A 20,802-nucleotide genomic window follows, 5' to 3' on the forward strand; every position below is an offset into this window, starting at 1 on the left:
TTTTTGCGTTCCAAGCGCTCGCGGAGAGAGACCGTGCTGCGAAAAGTCCAGGTCGCCGAACTTGCCGTCGGCATGTACGTGATGGACACGGGCCTGTCCTGGCTCGAATATCCCTACCTGTACAGCCGCGAAGGCGTGATCGAGAACGCCGGGACGTTGCGTGAGATCGTCGAGGCCGGATACGAGGAAGCCTTCGTCGACACCGAGAAGGGGGCTTTCGGCTCGGCCCGGGCGGCGCTGGACAGCCGGCTGGCCGCGCCCCTGGGGGCTGCCGCGACCGCGTCCGGGGATGCGCCTGCGCCGCGCACGTCCGGGGCCCCGCCTGCGCCGCGCACGTCCGGGGCCCCGCCTGCGCCCGGGAAGTCCGGGGAGCAGATACCCCTGGCCCAGGGGCTGGCCGAAGCCAAGACCCTTTACCGGGACTGCCTGGCCATCGCCCGCGACGTGCTGCGCGAGGTGCGAAATGGCGGCGAGGTCAATGTCGCCGCTTCCGAAACCCTCATCGACGACGTCATCACCAGCGCCGTGCACAACCGCGACGCCCTGGTGGCCCTGGCCAAGTTGCGCGTGCACGATGCCTACACCTTCACACACGGCGTCAACGTGGCCGTGCTCGCCGTGGCTTTTGGCGCGGCGCTCGGCATCTCGCCGCAGGGGCTCAAGCAATTGGGCCTGGCCGGGCTTTTTCACGACCTGGGCAAGACCGGCGTGCCCGACGCCATCCTCAACAAGCCCGGCCCGCTCTCGGCCCAGGAGTTCGAGCGCATCCGCGAACACCCGGCCCACGGCTGCCGCCTGCTGGCCGGGAGGGGGTTGCCGGAAGCGGTGCTGCGCGGCGTGGGCGAGCACCACGAGAAAGCGGACGGCTCGGGCTATCCGCGGGGGCTCGTGGGCGAGGACATCCATCCCTTCGGCCGCGTCCTCGGCGTGGCCGACGTCTTCGACGCCCTGACCAGCCGCCGCTCCTACAAGGAAGCCATGCTGCCCACACGGGCGCTCGGCGTGCTCTACGGCATGCGCGGACGGGATTTCCCCGCGCAGTTGGTCGAACGCTTCATCAAGTTCCTGGGGCCGTACCCCGTGGGCAGCTTCGTGCGCCTGGCAAGCGGCGAATACGGCTTCGTGCGCCGGGGCAATCCCGGCCGGCCGCTTTTTCCCGAACTGCTCCTGGTTCTCGACGCCTCGGGGCGGCCGTGCTCCCAACGGCCGCTCGACCTGGGGGGCTGGCAGGAGGGCGGGCCCTCCATCGCCCAGGCCCTGGACCCGGAAGCCTTCGGCCTGGACCCGCTGGACTTTCTTTCGCAGCCCGGTCCCGAAGACGCTTCGCGCTGACGGGGTATCGGCCGTGAGAAGGCGGATGCCGCGCGACGCGACGCGGGGCAGGCGGCAGGTTTTTCCTGGAATCATTCTTGCTATGTCCCTGGCGGCCACAGGAGGGCGTCATGGACATCACCACAAGCTACGACAGCCTGAACCGGCAGCTCACCATCACCCAGGGCGCGACCGCCGGCATCGCCGCGGGGTCGGCCTCCGGCAACACGACCACCAGCGACACGTCGAGTTCGAGCAAGGCCGACGCAGCCACCTGGTCGAGCATCGCCAAGGCCCTGTCCCAGAGCGATTCGGACTACATCAGCCCGATCCTTTCGCTCAAGAGCCAAAACGAAGCCCTGCAGCAGCAGCTGACCCAGACGCTCGCCAGCAAGTTCGAGGAACTCGGCATCGATACGAGTCAGGCCATCACCCTCAAGCTCGGCAGCGACGGCAAGGTGACGGTGGCCAACGACCACCCGGACAAGGACGCCATCGAATCGCTTTTCGCCGACACCGACGTCCTCACCGAGGCCTTCACGTCCCTGGCCCAAAATAGCGCCTCGCTCCAGAACATGACCGCAAGCCAGGCCAATGCCCGCCTGCGCACGAACGGCTACGCCGCCTACCTCAATCAGCTCAACAGCGACGTCGATGCCTCCGATTTCACCATGAGCTTCCTCGGCGACGCCGTGGCCACTACCTTCGGCTGATCCGTCAGCCCGTGGCGACAAGCCACGTCAGCGTGCCCTGCGGCCGCACCAGGGATGCCGGCACGTCCGGGTCCGTCGCGTCGGCCAGGGCCCTTTCCAGCGCTTTTTCCTTGCCCTTGGCCGCCGCCAGGAAAAGCACCCGGTGCGCCGCGTTTACAAGCGGCAGGGTGAAGGTCAGCCGCGGCACGTGGGGCTCGACCGCGGTCGGCGCGGGCACGGCCGCAACAAGCTTGCGCGTTTCGGCAAGCGCCGGGCTGCCCGGAAAAAGCGACGCCGTGTGCCCGTCCGGGCCCATGCCGAGCAGGATCAGATCGAATCGGGGGATTTCCCCCGGCTCCGCGCCGAGGGCCTCGCGGATTTCCGCCTCGTAGGTCTCGGCGGCAAGCTCCGCAGGCCGGATCTCCACGGGCATGGGCCGGATGTTGCCCACGGGAACGGGCGTTGGCGTGAAGAGGATGGGAGCCACCGTGCCGAAGGTGTTGCGCCGGTCCGCCACGGGCACGAGCCGTTCGTCGCCGAAGAAGAACAGCGTGGCTTCAAACGGCGCGCCGTAGCCTTCCCGCGCCATGGCGGCGTAGAGCGTAAGCGGCGAGGAGCCGCCGGAAAGCGCCACGGCGAAACGGCCGCGCTGCGCCATGGCCTCGCGCGCGGCCACGCGCACGACGTCGAGCGCCGCGGCGGTCAGGGCGTCCATGCCGGCGAAGCGGCGGATGTCCCGGTTCATGGCGTCAGCCCGTGGCCGGTCAACAGCTTGCCCGCCTCCTGCGGCCCCCAGGTGCCGGCCTTGTAGAGGAAAAGCCGCCCGGGATCGGGATCGCCGAGCATGGGCGCCAGGAACTTCCAGCACAGCTCCACCCCGTCCTGACGCCAGAAAAGCGTCTGGTCGCCGAGCATGCAGTCCAGCAGCACCTTGGCGTAGGCCGGCAGCTGCGGTCCTTCGTACCCCTGGTAATAGTTGAAGTTCATGGTCACAGAGCGCAGGCACATCGGCCCCGGGGCCTTGGCCTGGAAGGTCAGGCTCACCTGCTCGTCGGGTTGGATGCGCAGCGTGAGGCGGTTGGCCTTGATGTGGTCGCCGAAGATTTCCCGGAACATGGAGAAGGGCACGGGCTTGAACTGCACTGCGATCTCCGTGCGCTTCTCCGGCAGGCGCTTGCCCGAGATCATGTAAAACGGCACGCCCTGCCAGCGCCAGTTGTCCACGTAGACCTTCATGGCCGCAAACGTGGGGGTCAGCGACTCGCCGGGCACGCCTTCCTCGTCGAGGTAGGCCGGGGCCTTGACCCCGGCGCACACGCCCGAGGCGTACTGGCCGAGCACCAGGTTTTCGGCTAGGTCGGCGGTGCTGAAGGGGCGCAGCGCCCGGAAGACCTTGGTCTTCTCGTCGCGCACGAGCTCGGCCTCGAAAAGCGAGGGCGGTTCGATGGCGCAAAGCGACAGCAGCTGCATCATGTGGTTCTGGAACATGTCGCGCAGCACGCCGAAGTGGTCGTAGTAGGAGGCGCGGTGCTCGACGCCGATGGATTCCGCGGCGAGGATGCTTACGTAATCCACGTAGCGGCGGTTCCAGATCGGCTCGAAGATGGCGTTGGCGAAGCGCAGCATGAGGATGTTCTGCACGGTCTCCTTGGCCAGGTAGTGGTCGATGCGGAAGATCTGGTGTTCGGAGAAGCGGGTGTGCAGGGCCTGTTCCAGGACCCGCGCCGTGGACAGGTCGCGGCCGAAGGGCTTTTCGATGACCAGGCGCGCGTGGCCCTTGGTTTCGTCGGCCAGTCCCGCCATGGCCAGGTTGACCGCGATATCCTCGTAGGCCGTGGGCGGCACGGCGAGGTAGAAGATGCGGTTGCCGCCGAGGTTTTTTTCCGCGGCCAGGGCGTCCAGCGCCGCGCCCAGCGCCGTGAACGAGGCCGGGTCGTCGTAGTGGACGCGGATGTAGGACATGCGCGGGGCGAGGCCCTCCCAGGTTTTGGGCTCCACGCCGCCGAATGCCTCCAGGGCGGCGCGCATGCGCTCGCGGAAGGTGTCGTCGTTTAAGTCCGTGCGGCTGGCCCCGACGATGGCGAAGTTTTCGGGCATGTTGCCGCCGGCGTAAAGCGCGGCCAGGGCCGGCAGGAGCATGCGGCCGGCGAGGTCGCCCGTGACGCCGAAGATGACGATGGTCACCGGCTCCTCGACCTGGTCGAAGCGGCAGGTCGCGTCCGGCGCGGGGTTTTTCGGGCGGCCGAGCACCACCTCGGCCAGGGCCGGATCCTGGGCGTCAGCCATCAGCCTTCCCTCCTTTTCACGGCGTGGCCGCCGAACTGGTTGCGCAGGGCCGCGAGCACCCTGTCCTGGAAGGAGTTGTCCTGGCGCGAGCGGAAGCGCTCGAAAAGCGACAGGGTGATGACCGGGGCGGACACGGCCGTTTCCACGGCGGCAGCAACCGTCCAGCGGCCCTCGCCGGAATCGTCCACGTAGGGCTTGAGGCTCTCCAGGCGCGGGTCCTCGGTGAAGGCGCGCTGGGCCAGTTCGAGCAGCCACGAGCGCACCACCGAGCCGTGGTTCCACAGGTCGCAGATGGCCGGGAAGTCGAGCTTGTCCCCGAACTGTGAGGCGGCCAGGATCTCGAAGCCCTCGGCGTAGGCCTGCATCATGCCGTATTCGATGCCGTTGTGGACCATCTTGGTGAAGTGCCCGGAGCCGATGGGACCGGTGTGCAGGTTGCCGCCCGGGCCGGTCAGCACGTCCAGGGCGGGTTTGATGGGCGCGACCACCTCGGGTTCGCCGCCGATCATGATGCAGTAGCCTTCGGCCAGGCCCCAGATGCCGCCGCTGACGCCGGCGTCGCAGTAGCGGATGCCGCGCTTGCCCGCGGCCTCGTGACGGCGCAGGTCGTCGCGGTACATGGTGTTGCCTCCGTCGACGATAGTGTCGCCGGGGGCGAGCAGGGGCAGCAGTTCCTCGATATGCTCGTCGGTCGGCGCGCCGGCCGGGAGCATGAGCCAGACGACGCGCGGGGCGGGCAGGGCCGCGACCAGGGCGGCCAGGGTTTCGGCCGCGCTGGCTGTTGCGCCTTCCTCGGCCGCGAAGTCCTTGGCTTTTTGTACGGTGCGGTTGTAGGCCACGACCTCGATGCCGCCCCGGGCCAGGCGCCGGGCCATGTTGAGCCCCATGCGACCGAGGCCGATCATACCGATTTTCATGACGTTTCTCCGCGAGTGGTTGGGCCCTTGCGGGCGTTTCGGGCGCGCCGCGCCCGGGCCAGGGCGACGGCCTTTCTGGCCGCCAGGGGAAAGACACCGAGCAGCGCGAAGGATACGAGCAGCGTCGGGGAGACGATGCCGGCCAGGGAATCCAGCCGGCCGAGCTGGGCCCCGGCGTTGACGTAGACGACCGTGCCCGGGAGCATGCCGAGCTGGGACACGGCGTAGAAGGTTTTTAGCGGCATGGCGGTAAGCCCCATGGCCGCGTTGACCACGAAAAAGGGGAACAGCGGGATCAGGCGCAGCGTGAAGAGGTAGAACGCGCCTTCGCGGCGGATGCCGTCGTCGATGGCCTTGAGCTTGCCGGTCAGCCGGCGGGCGATGGCCTGGCGAAAGAGCGTGCGCGCCAGGGCGCAGGCCGCCGTGGCCCCGATGGTGCTGGCGAAGGAGACGACAAGAAGCGTGGTCCAGAAACCGAACAGCGCGCCGCCGGCGAGCGTCAGCACCGTGGCCCCGGGCAGGCTCAGGGCGGCCACGAGCACGTAGAGCGCGAAATAGCCGGCAAGAAACCGCGCCGGCGCGGCGGCGTAGGCCGTGGCCAGCGCCTCGCGCGACTGCTTGAGAAAGGACAGCGTCAGGTACTTGTCGAAGCCGAAGCCGAAGAACGCGGCCACCAGGGCCAGCGCCATGGCCACGAGCAGGATCTTGCCCAGGGTGCCGCGCGTCATGCGCATTTCTCCTCGGAATAGCGGTCGATGTAGGCGTCCACGTCGAATTTGCGCCGGCAGCCGCGTTCGTTCATGTAGCGCACCTGCCCGAACACGGGTCTCTTCGCCCAGGGGCGGTCGTGCAGGCCGCCCACGGACCAGAGCACGCCCGTGACGCCGCTTGGGTCGCGGCCGTCCAGGGCGTAGCGGTCGTTGAGCGCAAGGGCCGTGGCAAGCGCCTGCCGGGGCGTGGGCGACCATTCCAGGATCTTTTTCGCCCAGTACATGCGCATGTAGCCGTGCAGGCGGCCGGTGCGCGTCAATTGGCGCTGGGCGGCGTTCCACAGGGCGCTGTGCGTGCGCGCTTCCTCGAATTCGCGCGGCGCGTAGCTTGCGGGCCGCGCGTCGCCGGCATGGGCGGCCAGGGTTTTTCGCGCCCAGTCCGGGAGCGCCTCGTAGAGGTCGCCCCGGGGCGCGTAAAATTGGAAATTTTCCGCAAGCTCCCGGCGCACCACCAGTTCCTCGAGAAAGGCGTCCGCGCCTTCGGGCGCGCCCGGCCTGGCGTCACGGGCGTCCAGGGCCGCGCGCTGGGGCGCGAGCTGGCCGAAGTGGAAATAGGGCGAAAGCCCGGACGTGGCCCCGGCGTTGGGGTCGTTGCGCCGCGCGGCGTATTCGGGAAGCGTGTCGCGCAAAAACGCCCGCAGGCGCTCGCGTGCGGCGGCCGCGCCCGGGACGATGTCCGGCACGGGCCTGACTGCCGGATCGGCCGTGACGGTCGCGGCGGCGGCGGTCCAGTCCACGGGCGCGAAGCCTGCGAGGTTGGTTGCCGGAAACACGGGCAATTCGGGAAAGGGCGTGAGGAATTCGGGCAGCAGGCGGTGGATTTTCGGGCGCAGTGTGGCCGCGGCGTACTCGCGTTTGCCCGAGGCACGGCGGCAGGGCACCACGTTGTGGGCGTCCACCTCGGTCAGCGCGCAGACGCCCGATGCGGTCACGGCGGCCAGCCAGTCGCCTTTGACCGGCATGGGGTCGAAGTCCGTCACGCACGCGCCGGCTTTTCTCTCCCGGAGAAACACCGGTACCACGACCGCCGGGTCGCCCGGCAGCAGCACGAGGGGGATGTGCGCCGCGCGAAGGCCGGCCTCGGTCTCGGCCAGGCCGCGCAGCATGAAGTCGTAGTGGCGCAGGGTCGCCCCGGGAAAGGTCGGGGCCAGGGCGAAGGCGACGCAAAGCGGTGCGCCGGATTCCCGCGCAAGGTCCGCGGCGGCGAGCAGCGCCCAGTTGTCCGCGGCGCGCTGGTCGCGGTGCATCCAATAGACGACCGGCCCGGACTGCCGGGGCGCGGCGGCGGCAAGGGGCGTCACGCGGGCGGGATGGACCAGCATTTAGCCGTTGTAGGCCGCCGGCCGGTTCAAGGCAAGCCGCAAGTGTTTTTCGCCTTGCCTTGCCCCGGGCGCGGCTTTCGACGTAGAAAGGGGACAGTCGCCCTGGTCGCCACCGGTTGGCGGCCCATCTCAAAGCGGAGGGTTTCTCACCATGTCTGAACTGCTGTTGGCCCTTTTGGCCGCCGTCGCGGTCGCGGCGGCGCTGCTGGCCGGTCCCGCGAACGCGCAGGCCTGCACCCGGGCCGTCTACCTCGGCGAGGACGGCGTCGTCATCACCGGACGCACCATGGACTGGTCGGAGGACATTCGGTCCAACCTCTGGGCCTTTCCCCGCGGCATGCAGCGGGACGGGGCGGCCGGGCCGCATTCCGTGACCTGGACCTCGAAATACGGCAGCATCATCGCCTCGGGCTACGACGTGGGCACCGCCGACGGCCTCAACGAAAAGGGGCTGGCGGCCAATCTGCTCTATCTGGCCGAGTCCGACTACGGCACGCCCGGCCCGGGTGACAAGCTCCTCAACATCGGGGCCTGGGCGCAATACGCCCTGGACAATTACGCCACCGTGGCCGAGGCCGTCGCGGCGCTGTCCCAAAACCCTTTTGTCGTGGTCGCCCCGCACCTGCCAAACGGCAAGGCGTCCACCCTGCACCTGTCGCTTTCGGACGCGGGCGGCGATTCGGCCATCTTCGAATACGTCGCCGGCAAGCTCGTCATCCACCACGACAGGAAATACCAGGTGATGACCAACTCGCCGACGTTCGACCAGCAGCTGGCGCTCGACGCCTACTGGAACACCGTGGGCGGCGGCTTTCTGCCGGGCACGTCCCGGGCGGCGGACCGCTTCGTGCGCACGTCGTATTATCTCGCCACCCTGCCCCGCACGGGCGATGCGAAACTGGCCCTGGCCGGCGTCGCGGGACTTATGCGCAGCGTGTCCGTGCCGCTCGGGGTCTCCTCCCCGGGCGAGCCCAACATCTCGCCCACGCGCTGGCGGACCTTCAGCGACCAGAAAGACCTGATCTACTTTTTCGACAGCGCCATGAGCCCGTCGCTGTTCTGGGTCGAACTGGCGCGCCTGGATTTCTCGGCTGGCGCGCCGGTCAAGAAGCTGCCGCTGACGGACGGTGGGTATTTCGCCGGCGACGCGGCGGACAAGTTCGTCGCGGCCCCTCCCTTTGCCGTCCTGCCCTACGACGGCAAATAGGCCACCCGGAGCCCGCAACGCAAACGGCCCGCCGACGCGCATCCGGGCGTCGGCGGGCCGTTTGCCCTGGAGCGGGGGCGGGTCAGGCTTTCTTGACCTCTTCCCACAGGGCGTTTTTGGCCGCCATGTCCAGGGCGTCGAGGGACAGGCCGCGCTCCCGGGCCAGGCGTTCCATGGCCTTGTAACGGGTAAGGAACTTGTTGTTGGCCACATCCAGGCAGGCGTTGGCCTTGAGCCCCAGCCGCCGGCCGTATTCGGTCAGGGTGAAGAGGTAGTCGCCGAATTCCTCGGCCATGGCGTCGGCGTCGCCCGAGGCGACCGCCGCCTCGAATTCGCCGCGTTCGGCGTCGAGCCCGGCCTTCATGGCCGCGTCCGTCTCCCAGGTGAAGCCCGAGCGCGCCGCTTTGGAGTGGATGCGGTAGGCTTTCAAAAGCGAAGGCAGGCCCTTGGGCAGCGAGGCGTACAGTCCGGTGTCCTTGTCTTTTTCCGCCCGCTTGATGCGCTCCCAGTTGCGCAGCAGTTCCTCGCGGTCCGCGACCTTGAGGTCGCCGAAGACGTGGGGGTGGCGGCGGATCATCTTGGCCGCGGCCGTATCCAGGGCCTCGGCCAGGGAGAACTCCTCGCGCTTTCGGGACAACGTGGCCACGAAGAGCAGCAGGAACATGACGTCGCCGAGTTCCTCGGCCGTGCCCGGCGCGTCGCCGGAGCGGATGCAGTCCACGAGTTCGAAGGATTCCTCGATGATGTAATCGCACAGGGTTTCGGGCGTTTGCGCCTTGTCCCAGGGGCAGCCTTCCGGTCCGAGCAGGGTGTCGAGGACGTCTTGCAGTTTTGCCAGGGCCTCGGCCGGGGAATTCGCGTTCATGGTTTCTTCTCGGTGTTCTCGGCCTTCGCGGCCGTCTTGTCGGGGGAAGCGGCCTTGGGCTTCCCGCCGGTTGCGGCGTGGTGTTGCTCCTTGGCCGGATCGGCCTTGGCGCTCTTGGCCGCGGTCTTGTTGTCCGCCTGGGGTTTTGGGGCGTCGGCCTTGCCTTTTTCCGGGGGCGTCTTGGCCTGTCCAGACTTCTTGTCGTTTTCGGGTTTCTTTTCGGTTTCTGGCTTGGCGGGCTCGGCCGGTTTTTTCTCGGGCGCGCCTTTTTTCTCCGTGGCCGCCTTGACCGGATCGGTCGCGTCCTTGTGGCTGAATTTGCGCAGCTTCTCGTTGATGTCCGGGGGGATGTAGCGGGAGAGTTTGGCGCTTACGCGGTCGAGCACCGGCACGAGCAGGGACCCTTTCAGGAAATCGGGATGCGGCGAGGCGAGGTGGATGAGAAAAAGCAGCGCGGCCGTCAGGACCACGCCCTTGGCCACGCCGAAAGCGCCGCCGAAAAAGCGGTCCGCCCACTGCGTCATGGTGATCTTGACCATGCCCGACACGGCCAGCGCCAGAAACCAGACGCCGAGCAGCGCGACCGTGAAGATGAGCAGGTACGCGGCGGTGCCGGCGTAGTTGCCGGAGATGTATTCGGTCAGGTGCGGGGCCAGGGTCTTGTGGTAGGCCCCGGCGCAGTAGAATCCGAGCACGATGGCCGCCAGCGACCCGGCCTCCTTGACCAGCCCGCGCAGATAGCCCCGGATGCCGAAATAGAGCCAGATGATGGCGAGCGAAAGGTCGGCGATGTTGAGCGTGGGCATGGAACTCCGGGGGGTTGCGGTTGGCGGATCGCGCCGTGCGCCTCCAGGTCTTAGCAAATGGCTCCCCAAAAACCAAGGGAACGCCCCGGAGCCTCCCCGGCCGGGTTGTGGCGCGGCGGCGAAGCGGGTACGACAGCCGAAAACACAGGATGGACGCATGGAAAAGCCGCTTCTCCCCGTGGACATCGACGCGTTTCTGGCCAAGCGCGTGCTCGGACAGCCGGACCTGCTGCGGCGCATCAGCGTTTCGCTCTACAAGCACATCCACGGCCTGCCCGCGCCGAACGTCCTGCTTATCGGCAATTCCGGCACGGGCAAGACCACGCTCATGCGGGCCGTCACCGATTTCTACGAAGCGCATCAGGAGCTCGCGCGGTTTCGGGTCATGGTCATCATCAACGCCAACACGCTGTCTGCCGAGATCGAAGGCGAGGACCGCACCACGCGGCTTTTCCGCAAGCTCGAGGCCCAGGCCAAGGTGCTCTTCGGTTCGGCGCTCTCGGCCAAGGAGCTGGTCGATTACCTGGAAAACGCCACGGTGTGCGTGGACGAGGTGGACAAGATTTCGGGCCGGGTGTCGGGCAAGCCCAATGTGGAGGGCATCACAACGCAGTATGCGCTGCTCACGCTGCTTGAGGGCGAGAAATTCCTCTACCGCGCCAAAGTCGTGGAGGACGGACGCGAAGTGGAGGCGGAACTGACTCTCGACACGGGCCGGCTGCTTTTCGTCTGCGGCGGGGCGTTCGAGGAGCTCTACGACCAGGTGTACGCCTGCCTGGTCAACCGCCGGGACGACAGGCGTCTCAAGGAAGTGTCCGAGGTGGAGCGCAAGGCCGACGGCACGGTGTCCGTGCGCACGGTGACGAAGTTCAAGCTGCGCGACTACCTGCGCCTGGGCGACCTGTTCGCCTACGGCATGATGCCGCAGTTCGTTTCGCGCTTCGGCTCCATCGCCATGCTCGACGACCTGGGCAAGGAAGAGCTGCTCCAGATCTTTTTGAGCGCCCCCAATTCGCCCCTGCGCCTGTGCGTGGACTATTTCTGCCACATGGGCATCACGCTGCGCCTGACCAAGGAAGCGGCCGTGGCCGTCGCCGAGGCCGCGGCGAAAAACAGCCGCATCGGCGCGCGGGCGCTGCGTGAAATCTTCAACGGCCTCATCGCGCCCCACGAGTTCGATCCCTACCATTCGCCGCTGTTGCAGCAAACCGAGACAGGGCCGTCCCTCGTCCTCGACGCCCAGACCGTGACCCAGTACCTGACGCGCATGGATTAGGCCCTGTGGGCAGAGACGACGCTTCGGCGGGGCGGGCGCGGGTCGGCTCGGGAGGGGAGGGAATGCGACGGCGTGACCGGCGGGTCAGCGCCGCACGGGCAGGGGGCCTGGGCGCGTGGGTCGGGCGCGCACGAGCAGGTCCTCGCCGCACCGGCTTGCCTCCAGCAGGCGGAAGGACGCGGCGTCGGCCATGTGGGCGATATCCCGGCCGCGGAAGGCGGGCAGGGCTTCGGCGTCGCCGAGGATCTTGGGCGCGTAGAAAAGGGCCAGTTCGTCGGCCAGCCCCTGGGTCAGCAGGCTGCCGGCCAGGCCGCCGCCGCCCTCGCACAGCACGGTGTAGACGTTCGCTTGCTCGCGCAACCGGACCAGCCCCGGCAGCAGGTCCAGGGAGCCGTCCTCGTGTTCGGGCAGGCCCCAGACGCGGATGCCCAGTTCGGCCAGCCGCTCGGCGGCCACGCCCTTGACGTTGGGCATGCCCGTGAGCAGTACGAGGTCCCCGGGCCGGTCGGTCAAGAGATGCAGCGGCGCTTCGGCCGCGGGCAGCCGCCGGGTCACGACCACGGCCAGGGGTTGCGGATTACCCGCCAGGGGACCTTCCACGCTTCGGTGGGTGAGGCGCGGGTTGTCGGTGTAGAGCGTGCCGCCGCCGACCATGACGGCCTGGGACGCGGCGCGCATGACATGGACCCGGGCCCGCGACGTCTCGCCGCTGACCCAGGACGAGTCGCCCAGGCGCGTGGCGATGTGCCCGTCGAGGGTCAGGGCCAGCTTGAGCGTGACAAAGGGCCGGCCGCCCGTCTTCCAGACCACGAAATCGGCGATGGCGTCGCGGCATTCCTGCTCGAGCACGCCCACGGCCACGTCCACGCCGCCGGCGCGCAGCAGCTCCGCGCCGCCGCCGGCCACGGGATTGGGGTCCAGGCAGCCGATCACCACCCGGGACACGCCCGATTCCAGCAACGTGCGCGAGCACGGCGGCGTCTTGCCAAAATGGTTGCACGGCTCGAGTGTCACGTACATCGTCGCCCCGGCCGGATCGATGCCGGCGGCCTCGGCCGCGCGCAGGCATTCCACCTCGGCGTGGGGGCCGCCGAAGACCTTGTGCCAGCCCTCGGCCAAAATCTTGCCGTCGCGCACGAGCACCGCGCCGACCCGAGGATTGGGCGTGACGCTTCCCCGGCCGCGTTCGGCCAACTCCAGGGCCCTGGCCATGAACTCCGCATCAGACGGCATGTTCGCCCTCCAGCAGGTCGAAGCCGATGCCCGCTTCGGCGATCATCTTGGCCGAGAGGGGATCGGGATAGCCCTGGCTGAAATAGATGTGGTTGACCTGGCAGTTGATGAGCATCTTCGTGCAGATCAGGCACGGCTGGGTGGTGCAGTAGATGTCCGCGCCGACGATGGGCACGCCGTGCAGGGCGCACTGGATGATGACGTTCTGCTCGGCGTGCAGGCCCCGGCACAGTTCGTGGCGTTCGCCCGAGGGAATGCCGAGCTCCTCGCGCAGGCAGCCGATGTCCAGGCAGTGGGCGGTGCCCGAGGGGGAGCCGTTGTAGCCCGTGGCCAGGATGCGGCGATCCCTGACCGCCACGGCCCCGACCTTGCGGCGGCGGCAGGTGCTGCGCTCGGCCACGAGGTAGGCGATGCGCATGAAGTAATCGGGCCAGGGCAGGCGTTTGTCCATGACGGCTCCATCAAGATGAATCGGCGATGGGCGCAGAGTGGACCATGCCCGCGGCGGCGTCAAGGCGGGGCGTGGGCAGGGCGGGAGGCATCTTCATCCTTCCTCCTGCATCCCTCGTCTGCGTCCCCGTCCCCGCTACTGACCGCCGATGATCCGCATGATGTCCGCGGGCGGCCGGTTGTTTTCCAGGGACAGTTCCCCGAAGGTCATGTCGCCGAAGGCGGTGATGCGGTGCCTGCCCAGGCGTTGCACGGCCACGGACAGAGGAATGTCGTATTCGCGGCAGAAGGTTTGCAGCATCATTTTCTCAAGGCCTGGCGGCGGCGTGGCCGGCAGGACGGCGGTTTGCGGCGCGGGGGCCTGCTGCGGCGGCTGGAAAGGCTGGGCACCCTGGTACGGCTGGCCGGAGGGCGGGGAGTAGGGCGCGGCCGGTTGCGCGCCGTGGCCGTATGCGGGCACGGGCTGCGCGGGCTGGCCGGGTTGTTGCGGTGTCTGGGCCGGGGCGGCCTGCGGCGCGGGGGGGACGGGCTGGATGACGACGGGCGCTTGCGCGGCCGGGGCTGCGGGCGTGGCGGCTTGCGGCGCGGGTGTCGGGGCCGGCTGCTGGGGGGCCGGTTCCACGGGCGTGACGGGCTGGGCCGGTTCGACGACCACGGCCGTGGCCGGTTTTTCGCCGCGCAGGGCTTCGTAGACGGCGATGGGCAGCACGCCGTTGGCCTTGGCGACCTCGGTCAGGGTCTGGGCCGGCTGGGCCTTGAGGCCGGCGGCCTGGAGGCGGTCCAGGACGTCGGCCTGCTTGAGGCCGTACTCCTCGCAGATGTCCGAGAGCTTGCGCCGACCGAGCCCGGGCGGCGGGTCCTTGGGCAGGCCGGCGGAGGCGGCCGCGCCGCCCGAGGGTTCCATGACCATCTTGAGGGCTTCGAACACGCCGGCCGGGGCCACGCCGTTTTGGCGGGCGATTTCGGCCAGTGTGAGGTCGGCGTTGTCGGCCTTGATGTTTTTTAGCCGCAACAGGGCGAGCGCCTTGTCGCCGTCCATGCCCATGCGCCGGGCGAGGTCGGCCAGGGTGGAGCGCTCGGCCAGGGCGAAGGGCGGTTCGCCGTAGGTCTCGACGGCGCGCGTCTTGAGGTAGCCCGAGAAGGCCACGAGCTGGCGCACGGGCGGCAGTCCGGACAGGGCCCAGACGAAGACGGCCACGGTCAGCAGGAATCCGGCGAAGAAGGGACGCGTGAAGACGACCACGATGCCGTCGTCGTCGCGCAGATGGTCGAGCAGGCTGTCCCAGTTGCAGCCGAGGTGCACGAGGCTTGTGACGCAAAAAAGCATGCCCATGCCCAGATGCGCGCCTTGCCAGCGCGCCAGCGAAAGCCCGAGGAAGGTCCAATTGGACCAGGACGCCACGCGGTCGGCAGGAGCGACGTAGACGACCAGGGCGGTCAGCATCGTCAGGAAAAGGGAGAAGAAAAGGACCAGGGAGACGATTTTCTTGAGCATCCGGGACTCCATCCCCGGCGCGGCGGCCGGGCATGTCAGGTTGCCCGCCCTCTAGCATGCCTTGGCCGCTTTGCCCATCCCCGGCGGGGGCGCTTCCCGAACGGACGCGGCCCTGTTGACGCCGCATCCCAAAGACGCTACCTCCCGGCCCCAAGGCCGGCGGCATCCGCCGGCGACTGCCAAGGAGCATACGATGCGAGAGAAGATCGAAGCCGCGCTGGGCAAGATCCGGCCTTCCCTGCAAGCCGACGGCGGCGACGTGGAGCTGGTCGAGGTGACGGCCGGCGGCATTGTCCGGGTGCGCCTGACCGGGGCCTGCAAGGGCTGCCCCATGTCGCAGATGACGCTCAAAAGCGGCGTCGAGCGCATCCTCAAGCAGGAAGTGGCCGGCGTCAAGGCCGTGGAATCGGTCTAGACGCCCGCAAGCGTCGCCGATCCCGCCGCCGCCCGCATCCGCCGCGGCGCGCCGGCCCGTTTTTCCCGCCCTTTTCCGGGAGTTCCTTGCGGGACTCCCGTTTTCGCCTTGGAGCCCGACATGAGCACCATCGTCACCCGCTTCGCCCCGAGCCCGACCGGCTACCTGCACATCGGCGGCGCGCGCACGGCCATCTTCAACTGGCTGCTGGCCCGCCACCTCGGCGGCAAGTTTCTGCTGCGCATCGAGGACACGGACCTCGTGCGCTCCAACGCCGACATGACCCAGTCGATCCTGGACGCCATGGAATGGCTGGGGCTTTCCCACGACGGCGAGATCACCTACCAGAGCAAGCGGTTCGACATTTATAATGAATATATCGACAAACTCCTGGCCAGCGGCAACGCCTACTGGTGCTCGTGCACGCCCGAGGAAGTGGAGGCCATGCGCGAGGAAGCGCGGGCCAAGGGGCTCAAGCCCAAGTATTCGGGCCGCTGCCGCGAGGCCGGCCTGGGGCCGGGCCCCGGGCGCGTGGTGCGGCTCAAGGCCCCGGTGACCGGGGCCACGGTGGTGGACGACATGGTCAAGGGCTCGGTGTCGGTCGACAATGCCGAGCTCGACGACATGGTGCTGCGCCGCACGGACGGCTCGCCCACCTACAACCTGGCCGTGGTGGTGGACGACGCCACCATGGGCGTGACGCACATCATCCGCGGCGACGACCACTTGAACAACACGCCGCGCCAGATCCTGATCTACAAGGCCCTGGGTTTTCCCCTGCCCAAGTTCGGCCATGTGCCCATGATCCTCGGCCCGGACAAGAAAAAGCTCTCCAAGCGCCACGGGGCCACGGCGGTCATGGAGTACGAGACCGAGGGTTTCTTGCCCGAGGCCATGTTAAACGGCCTCGTGCGCCTGGGCTGGGCCAGCGGCGACCAGGAGATTTTTTCGCGCGAGGAGCTGGTCCGGCTCTTTTCCACGGAGAACCTGGGCAGCTCGGCGGCGGTCTTCGACAAGGCCAAGCTCCTGTGGCTCAACGCCCACTACATCAAGGAGAGCCCGGCGTCGCGGCTGGCGGTGCTTGTCAACGCGTTCCTCGAGCGCAAGGGCTATCCGCCCCAGGATCTGGAATACCTCGCCAAGGTCGTGCCGCTGCTCCAGCCGCGCGCCCAGACCGTCGCCGAAATGGCCGAGAAGACGGAATGCTTCGTCACGCGCACGGACGACCTCGTCTACGACATGGCGGCGGTCAAGAAGTTCTTCACCGATGAGGTGCGCGGGCACTTGGAGGCCGTGCGGGGGATCCTGGAAGGCCTTGCGGCCTTCGACCAGGCGTCCATGGAGCAGGCGGTGCACGCCTACATCGAGGAAAAGGGCATCAAATTCAAGCTGCTGGCCCAGCCGGTGCGCGTGGCGATCACCGGCGGCACGGCGAGCCCGGGCCTGTTCGAGACCATGGAGGTCATGGGCAGGCGGCGGGTGCTGGCGCGCATCGACCGGGCGCTGGCGCTGTAATCGCGACAACGGTGAGCAAGCCCCCGACTGCGGCGCAGGATGCGCGGCAACCGGGGGCTTTTCATTTGCCCCCATCCAAGGGCCGGCCACGTCACGGTGCGACGGCCGCCGTCAGGAAGGGCTTTATAATAGGGGCTACTTCCCTCCGCTGATGATCGCCCTGGCCCGGTCCTGCTGGTTGGGCGACAGGTCCGGGGGCACGCGTTCCCGGCCCAGGGCCGCAAGCACCATGTGGCGCGCGCAATTGGCGTTGTCGCCGCGACAGAACCGCTTTTTCAGGGAATTGGCCGCGGTGGGCATGTTTTGCAACTTGTCGTTGAAAAACAGGCAGCCGGCCAGGCATTCGCAATCCGCCATGGAATCCTCCCGAGCTTTGGTTACAGACTGCATCCCTATGAAACCCCGGACGTATAGCTGACGGTAACACATCTGGCATGTATTGCAACGCCTTATGACAACCCTCGTGCGCACGGTGCCGCCGTTGTGTCGCCGCCGATCCCGACGTTCCCTCTTCCCGCAGCGGGAACGCCGGTGCTATCCTGCTGACAACACGGCGCGCCCGCGCCGCAACCGGAGTCCGTATGTCTTCCGTATTGCTCGAACTGGCCGCCGTACTGGCGCTCATTCTCGTCAACGGCTTTTTCGCCATGGCCGAAATGGCGCTTGTGGCCGCGCGCAAGCCGCGTCTGACCGCACTGGCCGAGGCCGGCAGCGCACGGGCAAAACTGTGCCTGCGCCTGCTCGCCGCGCCCGAAACCTTTCTTTCCGCCGTGCAGATCGGCATCACCCTGGCCGGGGTGCTGGCCAGCGCCTACGGCGGCGCGACGCTCGCCGCCGAACTGGCCGCGTACCTCCACACCGTCCCGCTCCTTGCGCCCTACGCCCACGCCCTGTCCCTGGCCGCGGTGGTGGTCCCCATCGCCGTGGCCACGCTCGTGCTCGGGGAGCTCGTGCCCAAGCGCCTGGGGCTTTCCCGTCCGGAACCGCTGGCCATGGCCGCCGCACCGGTCATGCACGGGCTCATGTACATCAGCCGCCCCCTGGTTTGGGCCTTGGGGCTGGCCACGCAGGGGCTGTTGCGCCTTTTCGGCCTGGGGCACGGTGGCGAGGCGGCCGTGACCGAGGAGGACATCCGGGGGCTTTTGCGCGAAGGCGCGCTGCACGGGGCCATCGAGCACGCCGAGCGCGACATCATGGAGCGGCTCTTGCGCGTGACCGACCGGCCGCTCGACGTCATCATGACGCACCGTTCGCGCATCGATTGCATCGACGCCGACGCCGACGAGGAGGCAATCACGCGCGTGATGCTCGAAAGCCCGCACACGCGCTTTCCGGTGGTGCGCGGCGATTTCCACGAAGTGCTCGGCATCGTGCGCGCCAAGGACGTGCTGGCCGAGCGCCTGCGCAGCGGCGCGATCGACCTCAAGGCGCACCTGACGCCGCCGGTCTTTTTGCCCGAGACCATGCGCGGCCTGGACATCCTGTCGCGGTTTCGCCAGTCGCCGCGCGTCCATCTGGCGCTGGTCGTGGACGAATACGGCGACGTGGTCGGCATGGTCACGGCGGCGGACGTGTTCGAGGACCTGGTTGGCGACCTGCCGGGGCTGGCGGGCTATGACGAGCCTTCGGTGGTGCGGCGGGCGGACGGATCGTTTTTCATCGATGCGGCCACGCCCATGGACGAGGTGGCGGCGGCGCTGTCGCTGCCCGCGCCCTGGCCGGTGGAATTCGCGGGCGCGACCCTGGCCGGCTTTCTGCTCTCCCGCCTGGGCCGCATCCCGGCCATAGGCGACACGCTCACGGCCCACGGCGCGACCTTCGAGATCGCCGACATGGACGGCCGGCGCATCGACCGGGTGCTGGTGGCGCCGCAACCGGCCGGGGAAGCGGCGGACTAGCGGGAATTCGGGAAGGGGACAGGGAGCGGAGAAGCTCCGAGAGCACAAAAGAAAAGGGCGATGCGCCACGGCGCGTCGCCCTCCACAACAACAGGAAAAGGGAAAAATTAAGCGGTTTTCGCGACCGGCTTGGTCACCGCGCCGGAGCGCAGGCAACGGGTGCACACGGTCATGGTGGTCACTTCGCCGGACGGCAGCTGGGCGCGGACCTTGACCAGGTTGGGCTCGAAGCGGCGCTTGGTCTTGTTGTTGGCGTGGCTGACATTGTTGCCGGTCTGGGGCTTCTTGCCGCAATGCTCGCAAATCTTGGCCATTTTGAGGTTCCTCCCGGAAACATGATTCGCGTCGCCCGCCCGCCGGATGGGGGTTTTCGGACCGGCGGCGGCCGCGCGTTTTTCGCAGTGACGCAAAGAATTTTGTGAGGTACATGGGAAGGGGAGCCTTGGCAAGCTTTTTCTTGACAACGCCCGGGGCTCGGACTAGCACTCACTGTCTCGCGAGGAACCCCATGCCCGAACTTTGGCTCGACATCACCGACATCCCGGCCGAGGGCCGGGAGTTTTCGTTTTCCGACCAGGCCATCTGGACCGGGCCCGTCGCGGAATTCTCCCTGGGCCACGTCCTGGACGCGCCGGGACTGGGCATCGAGGCCGCGTTTTCCGTGCTGCCGCAAGGCCGGGGCGCGCTCGTGCGCGGGAAGATCTCCGGCAAGGTCGTGGTTCCCTGCGACCGCTGCGCCGAGGACGTGACGCTTGCCGTGGACAGCGATTTCGAGCTGTTCGAGGAAGCGCCCCTTGAAGGCGAGGAGGCGATGGAACCGGGGCTGTTGCGCCGCCGGGGCAAGGTGCTGGAACTGGACGTGGGCAGCCTTTTGTGGGAACAATATCTGCTTGCCTTGCCGGTGAAGCCGCTTTGCGACGAAAACTGCCCGGGCCTTTGCCCGCGTTGCGGCGCGCCGCTGCGCGACGGCCCCTGCGGTTGCGCCGAGGAATCCGGCGACCCCAGGCTCGCCGTGCTCAAAAATTTGAAGGTCCCGCGCGGCTCCAACTGAAGCGGCCTTGCCGCCAAGTTGCCGCGCGATCGTCGATACCTGACCGTAAACCCTTTAGCGAGGTAATCGCCATGGCCGTCCCCAATAGAAAAATCTCCAAGTCCCGCAAAGGCATGCGCCGCGCCCACGACCACGTGCCGGTTCCCGCCGTGGTTCTTTGCTCCTGCGGCGAGCCCACGCTGCCCCACCGCATCTGCCCGAGCTGCGGCACCTACCGCGGGCGTCAGATGCTGCGGAAGGACGATGACGAATAGAAAGCCGCGCATCGCCGTGGACGCCATGGGCGGGGACTTCGGTCCCCACGTGGTCGTTCCCGGCGCGTTGCACGCCGCCAGGACCGGCAAGGCCGAGGTCATCCTGGTCGGCGACCAGGACGCCATCGCGGCCCAGCTGGCGCGCTACGACGCCAAGGGGTTGCCGGTGTCCGTGGTCCACGCCTCCCAGGTCGTGGAGATGGAGGAAAAACCTTCCGAGGCGCTACGCCGCAAGAAGGATTCCTCCATCCAGGTGGCCTGCAACCTCGTGCGCGACGGCGAGGCCGACGGCGTCATCTCCGCCGGCCATTCCGGCGCCACGCTGGCCTGCGCCATGTTCACCATCGGCCGCGCCCCGGGTGTGGACCGGCCGGCCATCGCCACGTTCATGCCCACGGAGAAGTCCCACTGCGTCATTATCGACGTCGGGGCCAACGTGGACTGCAAGCCGTTCCACCTGCTCCAGTTCGGCGTCATGGCCTCGGTTCTGGCCGAGACCATGCTCGGACGGGAAAACCCCGCCGTGGCGCTGCTGTCCAACGGGGAAGAATCGGGCAAGGGCAACCTGCTGGTCAAGGAGACCTTCGACCTGCTGCGCCTGTCCTCGCTCAACTTCGTCGGCAATATCGAAGGCCGCGACCTCTTCACCGGGAACGTGGACGTGGTCGTGTGCGACGGTTTTGTCGGCAACGTGGTGGTCAAGCAGGCCGAGGGTCTGGCCTCGTCGCTGGGGCGCCTGCTCAAGGGCGAACTGCGTCGCGGCTTTTTCGGCAAGATCGGCACCATGCTGGCCTTAAACGCCCTCAAACGCTTCTCGCGCCTGGTGGACTACGCCGAATACGGCGGCGCGCCGCTGCTGGGGCTCAAAGGCATCTGCCTGATCTGCCACGGCGCTTCCAACAGCAAGGCCATGTCCAGCGCCGTGCGCATGGCCGCGCGGTTCGTGGACATGGAAGCCAACACCCACCTGTCCGAAGCCGTGGCCAAAAACATCGACCTGGCGGGCCCACGCCGGCACGCCGTCAACGAACAGCGCTGA

General features: G+C 68.1%; 22 protein-coding genes. 10 read left to right on the forward strand and 12 right to left on the reverse strand.

The features are described from left to right. The first annotated feature begins 33 nt into the window (after positions 1 to 33). Complete coding sequence (locus Q368_RS0103945) at positions 34 to 1,332, forward strand: cyclic di-GMP phosphodiesterase (protein ID WP_029457481.1); 1,299 nt, start codon at positions 34 to 36, stop codon at positions 1,330 to 1,332. Between the two features lie 110 nt (positions 1,333 to 1,442). Continuing rightward, a complete protein-coding gene (locus Q368_RS0103950; RefSeq protein ID WP_029457483.1) occupies positions 1,443 to 2,024 on the forward strand; it encodes a hypothetical protein in 582 nt (193 codons plus the stop codon). Between the two features lie 4 nt (positions 2,025 to 2,028). On the opposite strand, the gene pgl is transcribed toward Q368_RS0103950, so the two are convergent. From pgl to phrB, 5 genes are read right to left on the reverse strand one after another with little or no spacing between them, the layout of a single operon-like run. Continuing rightward, positions 2,029 to 2,748 (reverse strand): 6-phosphogluconolactonase, encoded by a 720-nt coding sequence (pgl, locus tag Q368_RS0103955; RefSeq protein ID WP_029457484.1) that lies wholly within the window; start codon positions 2,746 to 2,748, stop codon positions 2,029 to 2,031. Continuing rightward, entirely contained in the window at positions 2,745 to 4,289 is a 1,545-nt protein-coding gene (gene zwf, locus Q368_RS0103960) for a glucose-6-phosphate dehydrogenase (protein ID WP_029457486.1), read from the reverse strand. The genes pgl and zwf overlap by 4 nt, the downstream gene beginning before the upstream one ends. Beyond that, a complete protein-coding gene (gene gnd / locus Q368_RS0103965) occupies positions 4,289 to 5,206 on the reverse strand; it encodes a phosphogluconate dehydrogenase (NAD(+)-dependent, decarboxylating) (protein ID WP_029457488.1) in 918 nt (305 codons plus the stop codon). The genes zwf and gnd overlap by 1 nt, the downstream gene beginning before the upstream one ends. Then, on the reverse strand, positions 5,203 to 5,934 hold the full coding sequence (locus Q368_RS0103970; protein WP_029457490.1) for a TVP38/TMEM64 family protein: 732 nt from the start codon (positions 5,932 to 5,934) through the stop codon (positions 5,203 to 5,205). Before Q368_RS0103970 ends, gnd begins: the two co-directional genes overlap by 4 nt. After that, positions 5,931 to 7,298 carry a deoxyribodipyrimidine photo-lyase gene (gene phrB / locus Q368_RS0103975; protein WP_029457491.1) on the reverse strand — a complete coding sequence of 456 codons (1,368 nt, stop codon included), beginning with the start codon at positions 7,296 to 7,298 and terminating at the stop codon, positions 5,931 to 5,933. Before phrB ends, Q368_RS0103970 begins: the two co-directional genes overlap by 4 nt. A gap of 151 nt (positions 7,299 to 7,449) precedes the next feature. On the opposite strand from phrB, the gene Q368_RS0103980 reads away from it, so the two are divergent. Further along, entirely contained in the window at positions 7,450 to 8,505 is a 1,056-nt protein-coding gene (locus tag Q368_RS0103980) for a linear amide C-N hydrolase (RefSeq protein WP_029457493.1), read from the forward strand. An 82-nt stretch (positions 8,506 to 8,587) separates the two neighbouring features. On the opposite strand, the gene mazG is transcribed toward Q368_RS0103980, so the two are convergent. Next, on the reverse strand, positions 8,588 to 9,370 hold the full coding sequence (gene mazG / locus Q368_RS0103985; protein WP_029457494.1) for a nucleoside triphosphate pyrophosphohydrolase: 783 nt from the start codon (positions 9,368 to 9,370) through the stop codon (positions 8,588 to 8,590). After that, the gene (locus tag Q368_RS0103990; protein WP_029457496.1) at positions 9,367 to 10,176 is read right to left on the reverse strand and encodes a CvpA family protein; all 810 of its coding nucleotides are present in this window, start codon (positions 10,174 to 10,176) and stop codon (positions 9,367 to 9,369) included. The genes mazG and Q368_RS0103990 overlap by 4 nt, the downstream gene beginning before the upstream one ends. A gap of 157 nt (positions 10,177 to 10,333) precedes the next feature. Between Q368_RS0103990 and Q368_RS0103995 the strand changes: the two genes are divergently transcribed. Beyond that, on the forward strand, positions 10,334 to 11,452 hold the full coding sequence (locus tag Q368_RS0103995; protein ID WP_029457498.1) for an AAA family ATPase: 1,119 nt from the start codon (positions 10,334 to 10,336) through the stop codon (positions 11,450 to 11,452). Between the two features lie 84 nt (positions 11,453 to 11,536). On the opposite strand, the gene ribD is transcribed toward Q368_RS0103995, so the two are convergent. The 3 genes from ribD to Q368_RS0104015 form a co-directional block, all read right to left on the reverse strand. Continuing rightward, entirely contained in the window at positions 11,537 to 12,685 is a 1,149-nt protein-coding gene (gene ribD, locus Q368_RS0104000) for a bifunctional diaminohydroxyphosphoribosylaminopyrimidine deaminase/5-amino-6-(5-phosphoribosylamino)uracil reductase RibD (protein WP_029457500.1), read from the reverse strand. After that, positions 12,675 to 13,136: a deoxycytidylate deaminase gene (locus tag Q368_RS0104005; RefSeq protein ID WP_029457502.1), complete on the reverse strand. Its 462-nt coding sequence runs from the start codon at positions 13,134 to 13,136 to the stop codon at positions 12,675 to 12,677. The genes ribD and Q368_RS0104005 overlap by 11 nt, the downstream gene beginning before the upstream one ends. Before the next feature lie 135 nt (positions 13,137 to 13,271). Further along, entirely contained in the window at positions 13,272 to 14,630 is a 1,359-nt protein-coding gene (locus Q368_RS0104015; protein ID WP_029457504.1) for a DUF4405 domain-containing protein, read from the reverse strand. A 193-nt stretch (positions 14,631 to 14,823) separates the two neighbouring features. On the opposite strand from Q368_RS0104015, the gene Q368_RS0104020 reads away from it, so the two are divergent. Next, complete coding sequence (locus Q368_RS0104020) at positions 14,824 to 15,045, forward strand: NifU family protein (RefSeq protein WP_029457506.1); 222 nt, start codon at positions 14,824 to 14,826, stop codon at positions 15,043 to 15,045. Positions 15,046 to 15,165: 120 nt separating this feature from the next. Beyond that, positions 15,166 to 16,560, forward strand: coding sequence for a glutamate--tRNA ligase (gltX, locus tag Q368_RS0104025; RefSeq protein WP_029457508.1), 1,395 nt, complete (start codon positions 15,166 to 15,168; stop codon positions 16,558 to 16,560). A 135-nt stretch (positions 16,561 to 16,695) separates the two neighbouring features. Here gltX and Q368_RS0104030 read toward each other — a convergent pair whose 3' ends face one another. Then, positions 16,696 to 16,917 (reverse strand): hypothetical protein, encoded by a 222-nt coding sequence (locus Q368_RS0104030; protein WP_029457509.1) that lies wholly within the window; start codon positions 16,915 to 16,917, stop codon positions 16,696 to 16,698. A 224-nt stretch (positions 16,918 to 17,141) separates the two neighbouring features. On the opposite strand from Q368_RS0104030, the gene Q368_RS0104035 reads away from it, so the two are divergent. Then, entirely contained in the window at positions 17,142 to 18,458 is a 1,317-nt protein-coding gene (locus Q368_RS0104035) for a hemolysin family protein (RefSeq protein ID WP_029457510.1), read from the forward strand. A 107-nt stretch (positions 18,459 to 18,565) separates the two neighbouring features. Here the strand turns inward: Q368_RS0104035 and rpmB are convergent, their stop codons facing one another. After that, complete coding sequence (gene rpmB / locus Q368_RS0104040; RefSeq protein WP_029457512.1) at positions 18,566 to 18,772, reverse strand: 50S ribosomal protein L28; 207 nt, start codon at positions 18,770 to 18,772, stop codon at positions 18,566 to 18,568. A 194-nt stretch (positions 18,773 to 18,966) separates the two neighbouring features. On the opposite strand from rpmB, the gene Q368_RS0104045 reads away from it, so the two are divergent. From Q368_RS0104045 to plsX, 3 genes are all read left to right on the forward strand, one after another. After that, positions 18,967 to 19,509, forward strand: coding sequence for a YceD family protein (locus Q368_RS0104045; RefSeq protein ID WP_029457513.1), 543 nt, complete (start codon positions 18,967 to 18,969; stop codon positions 19,507 to 19,509). A 71-nt stretch (positions 19,510 to 19,580) separates the two neighbouring features. Further along, on the forward strand, positions 19,581 to 19,763 hold the full coding sequence (gene rpmF, locus Q368_RS0104050) for a 50S ribosomal protein L32 (protein WP_029457514.1): 183 nt from the start codon (positions 19,581 to 19,583) through the stop codon (positions 19,761 to 19,763). Beyond that, entirely contained in the window at positions 19,753 to 20,802 is a 1,050-nt protein-coding gene (plsX, locus tag Q368_RS0104055; RefSeq protein WP_029457515.1) for a phosphate acyltransferase PlsX, read from the forward strand. The genes rpmF and plsX overlap by 11 nt, the downstream gene beginning before the upstream one ends.

This window comes from Solidesulfovibrio alcoholivorans DSM 5433, assembly GCF_000702665.1.
GTDB lineage: Bacteria > Desulfobacterota > Desulfovibrionia > Desulfovibrionales > Desulfovibrionaceae > Solidesulfovibrio > Solidesulfovibrio alcoholivorans.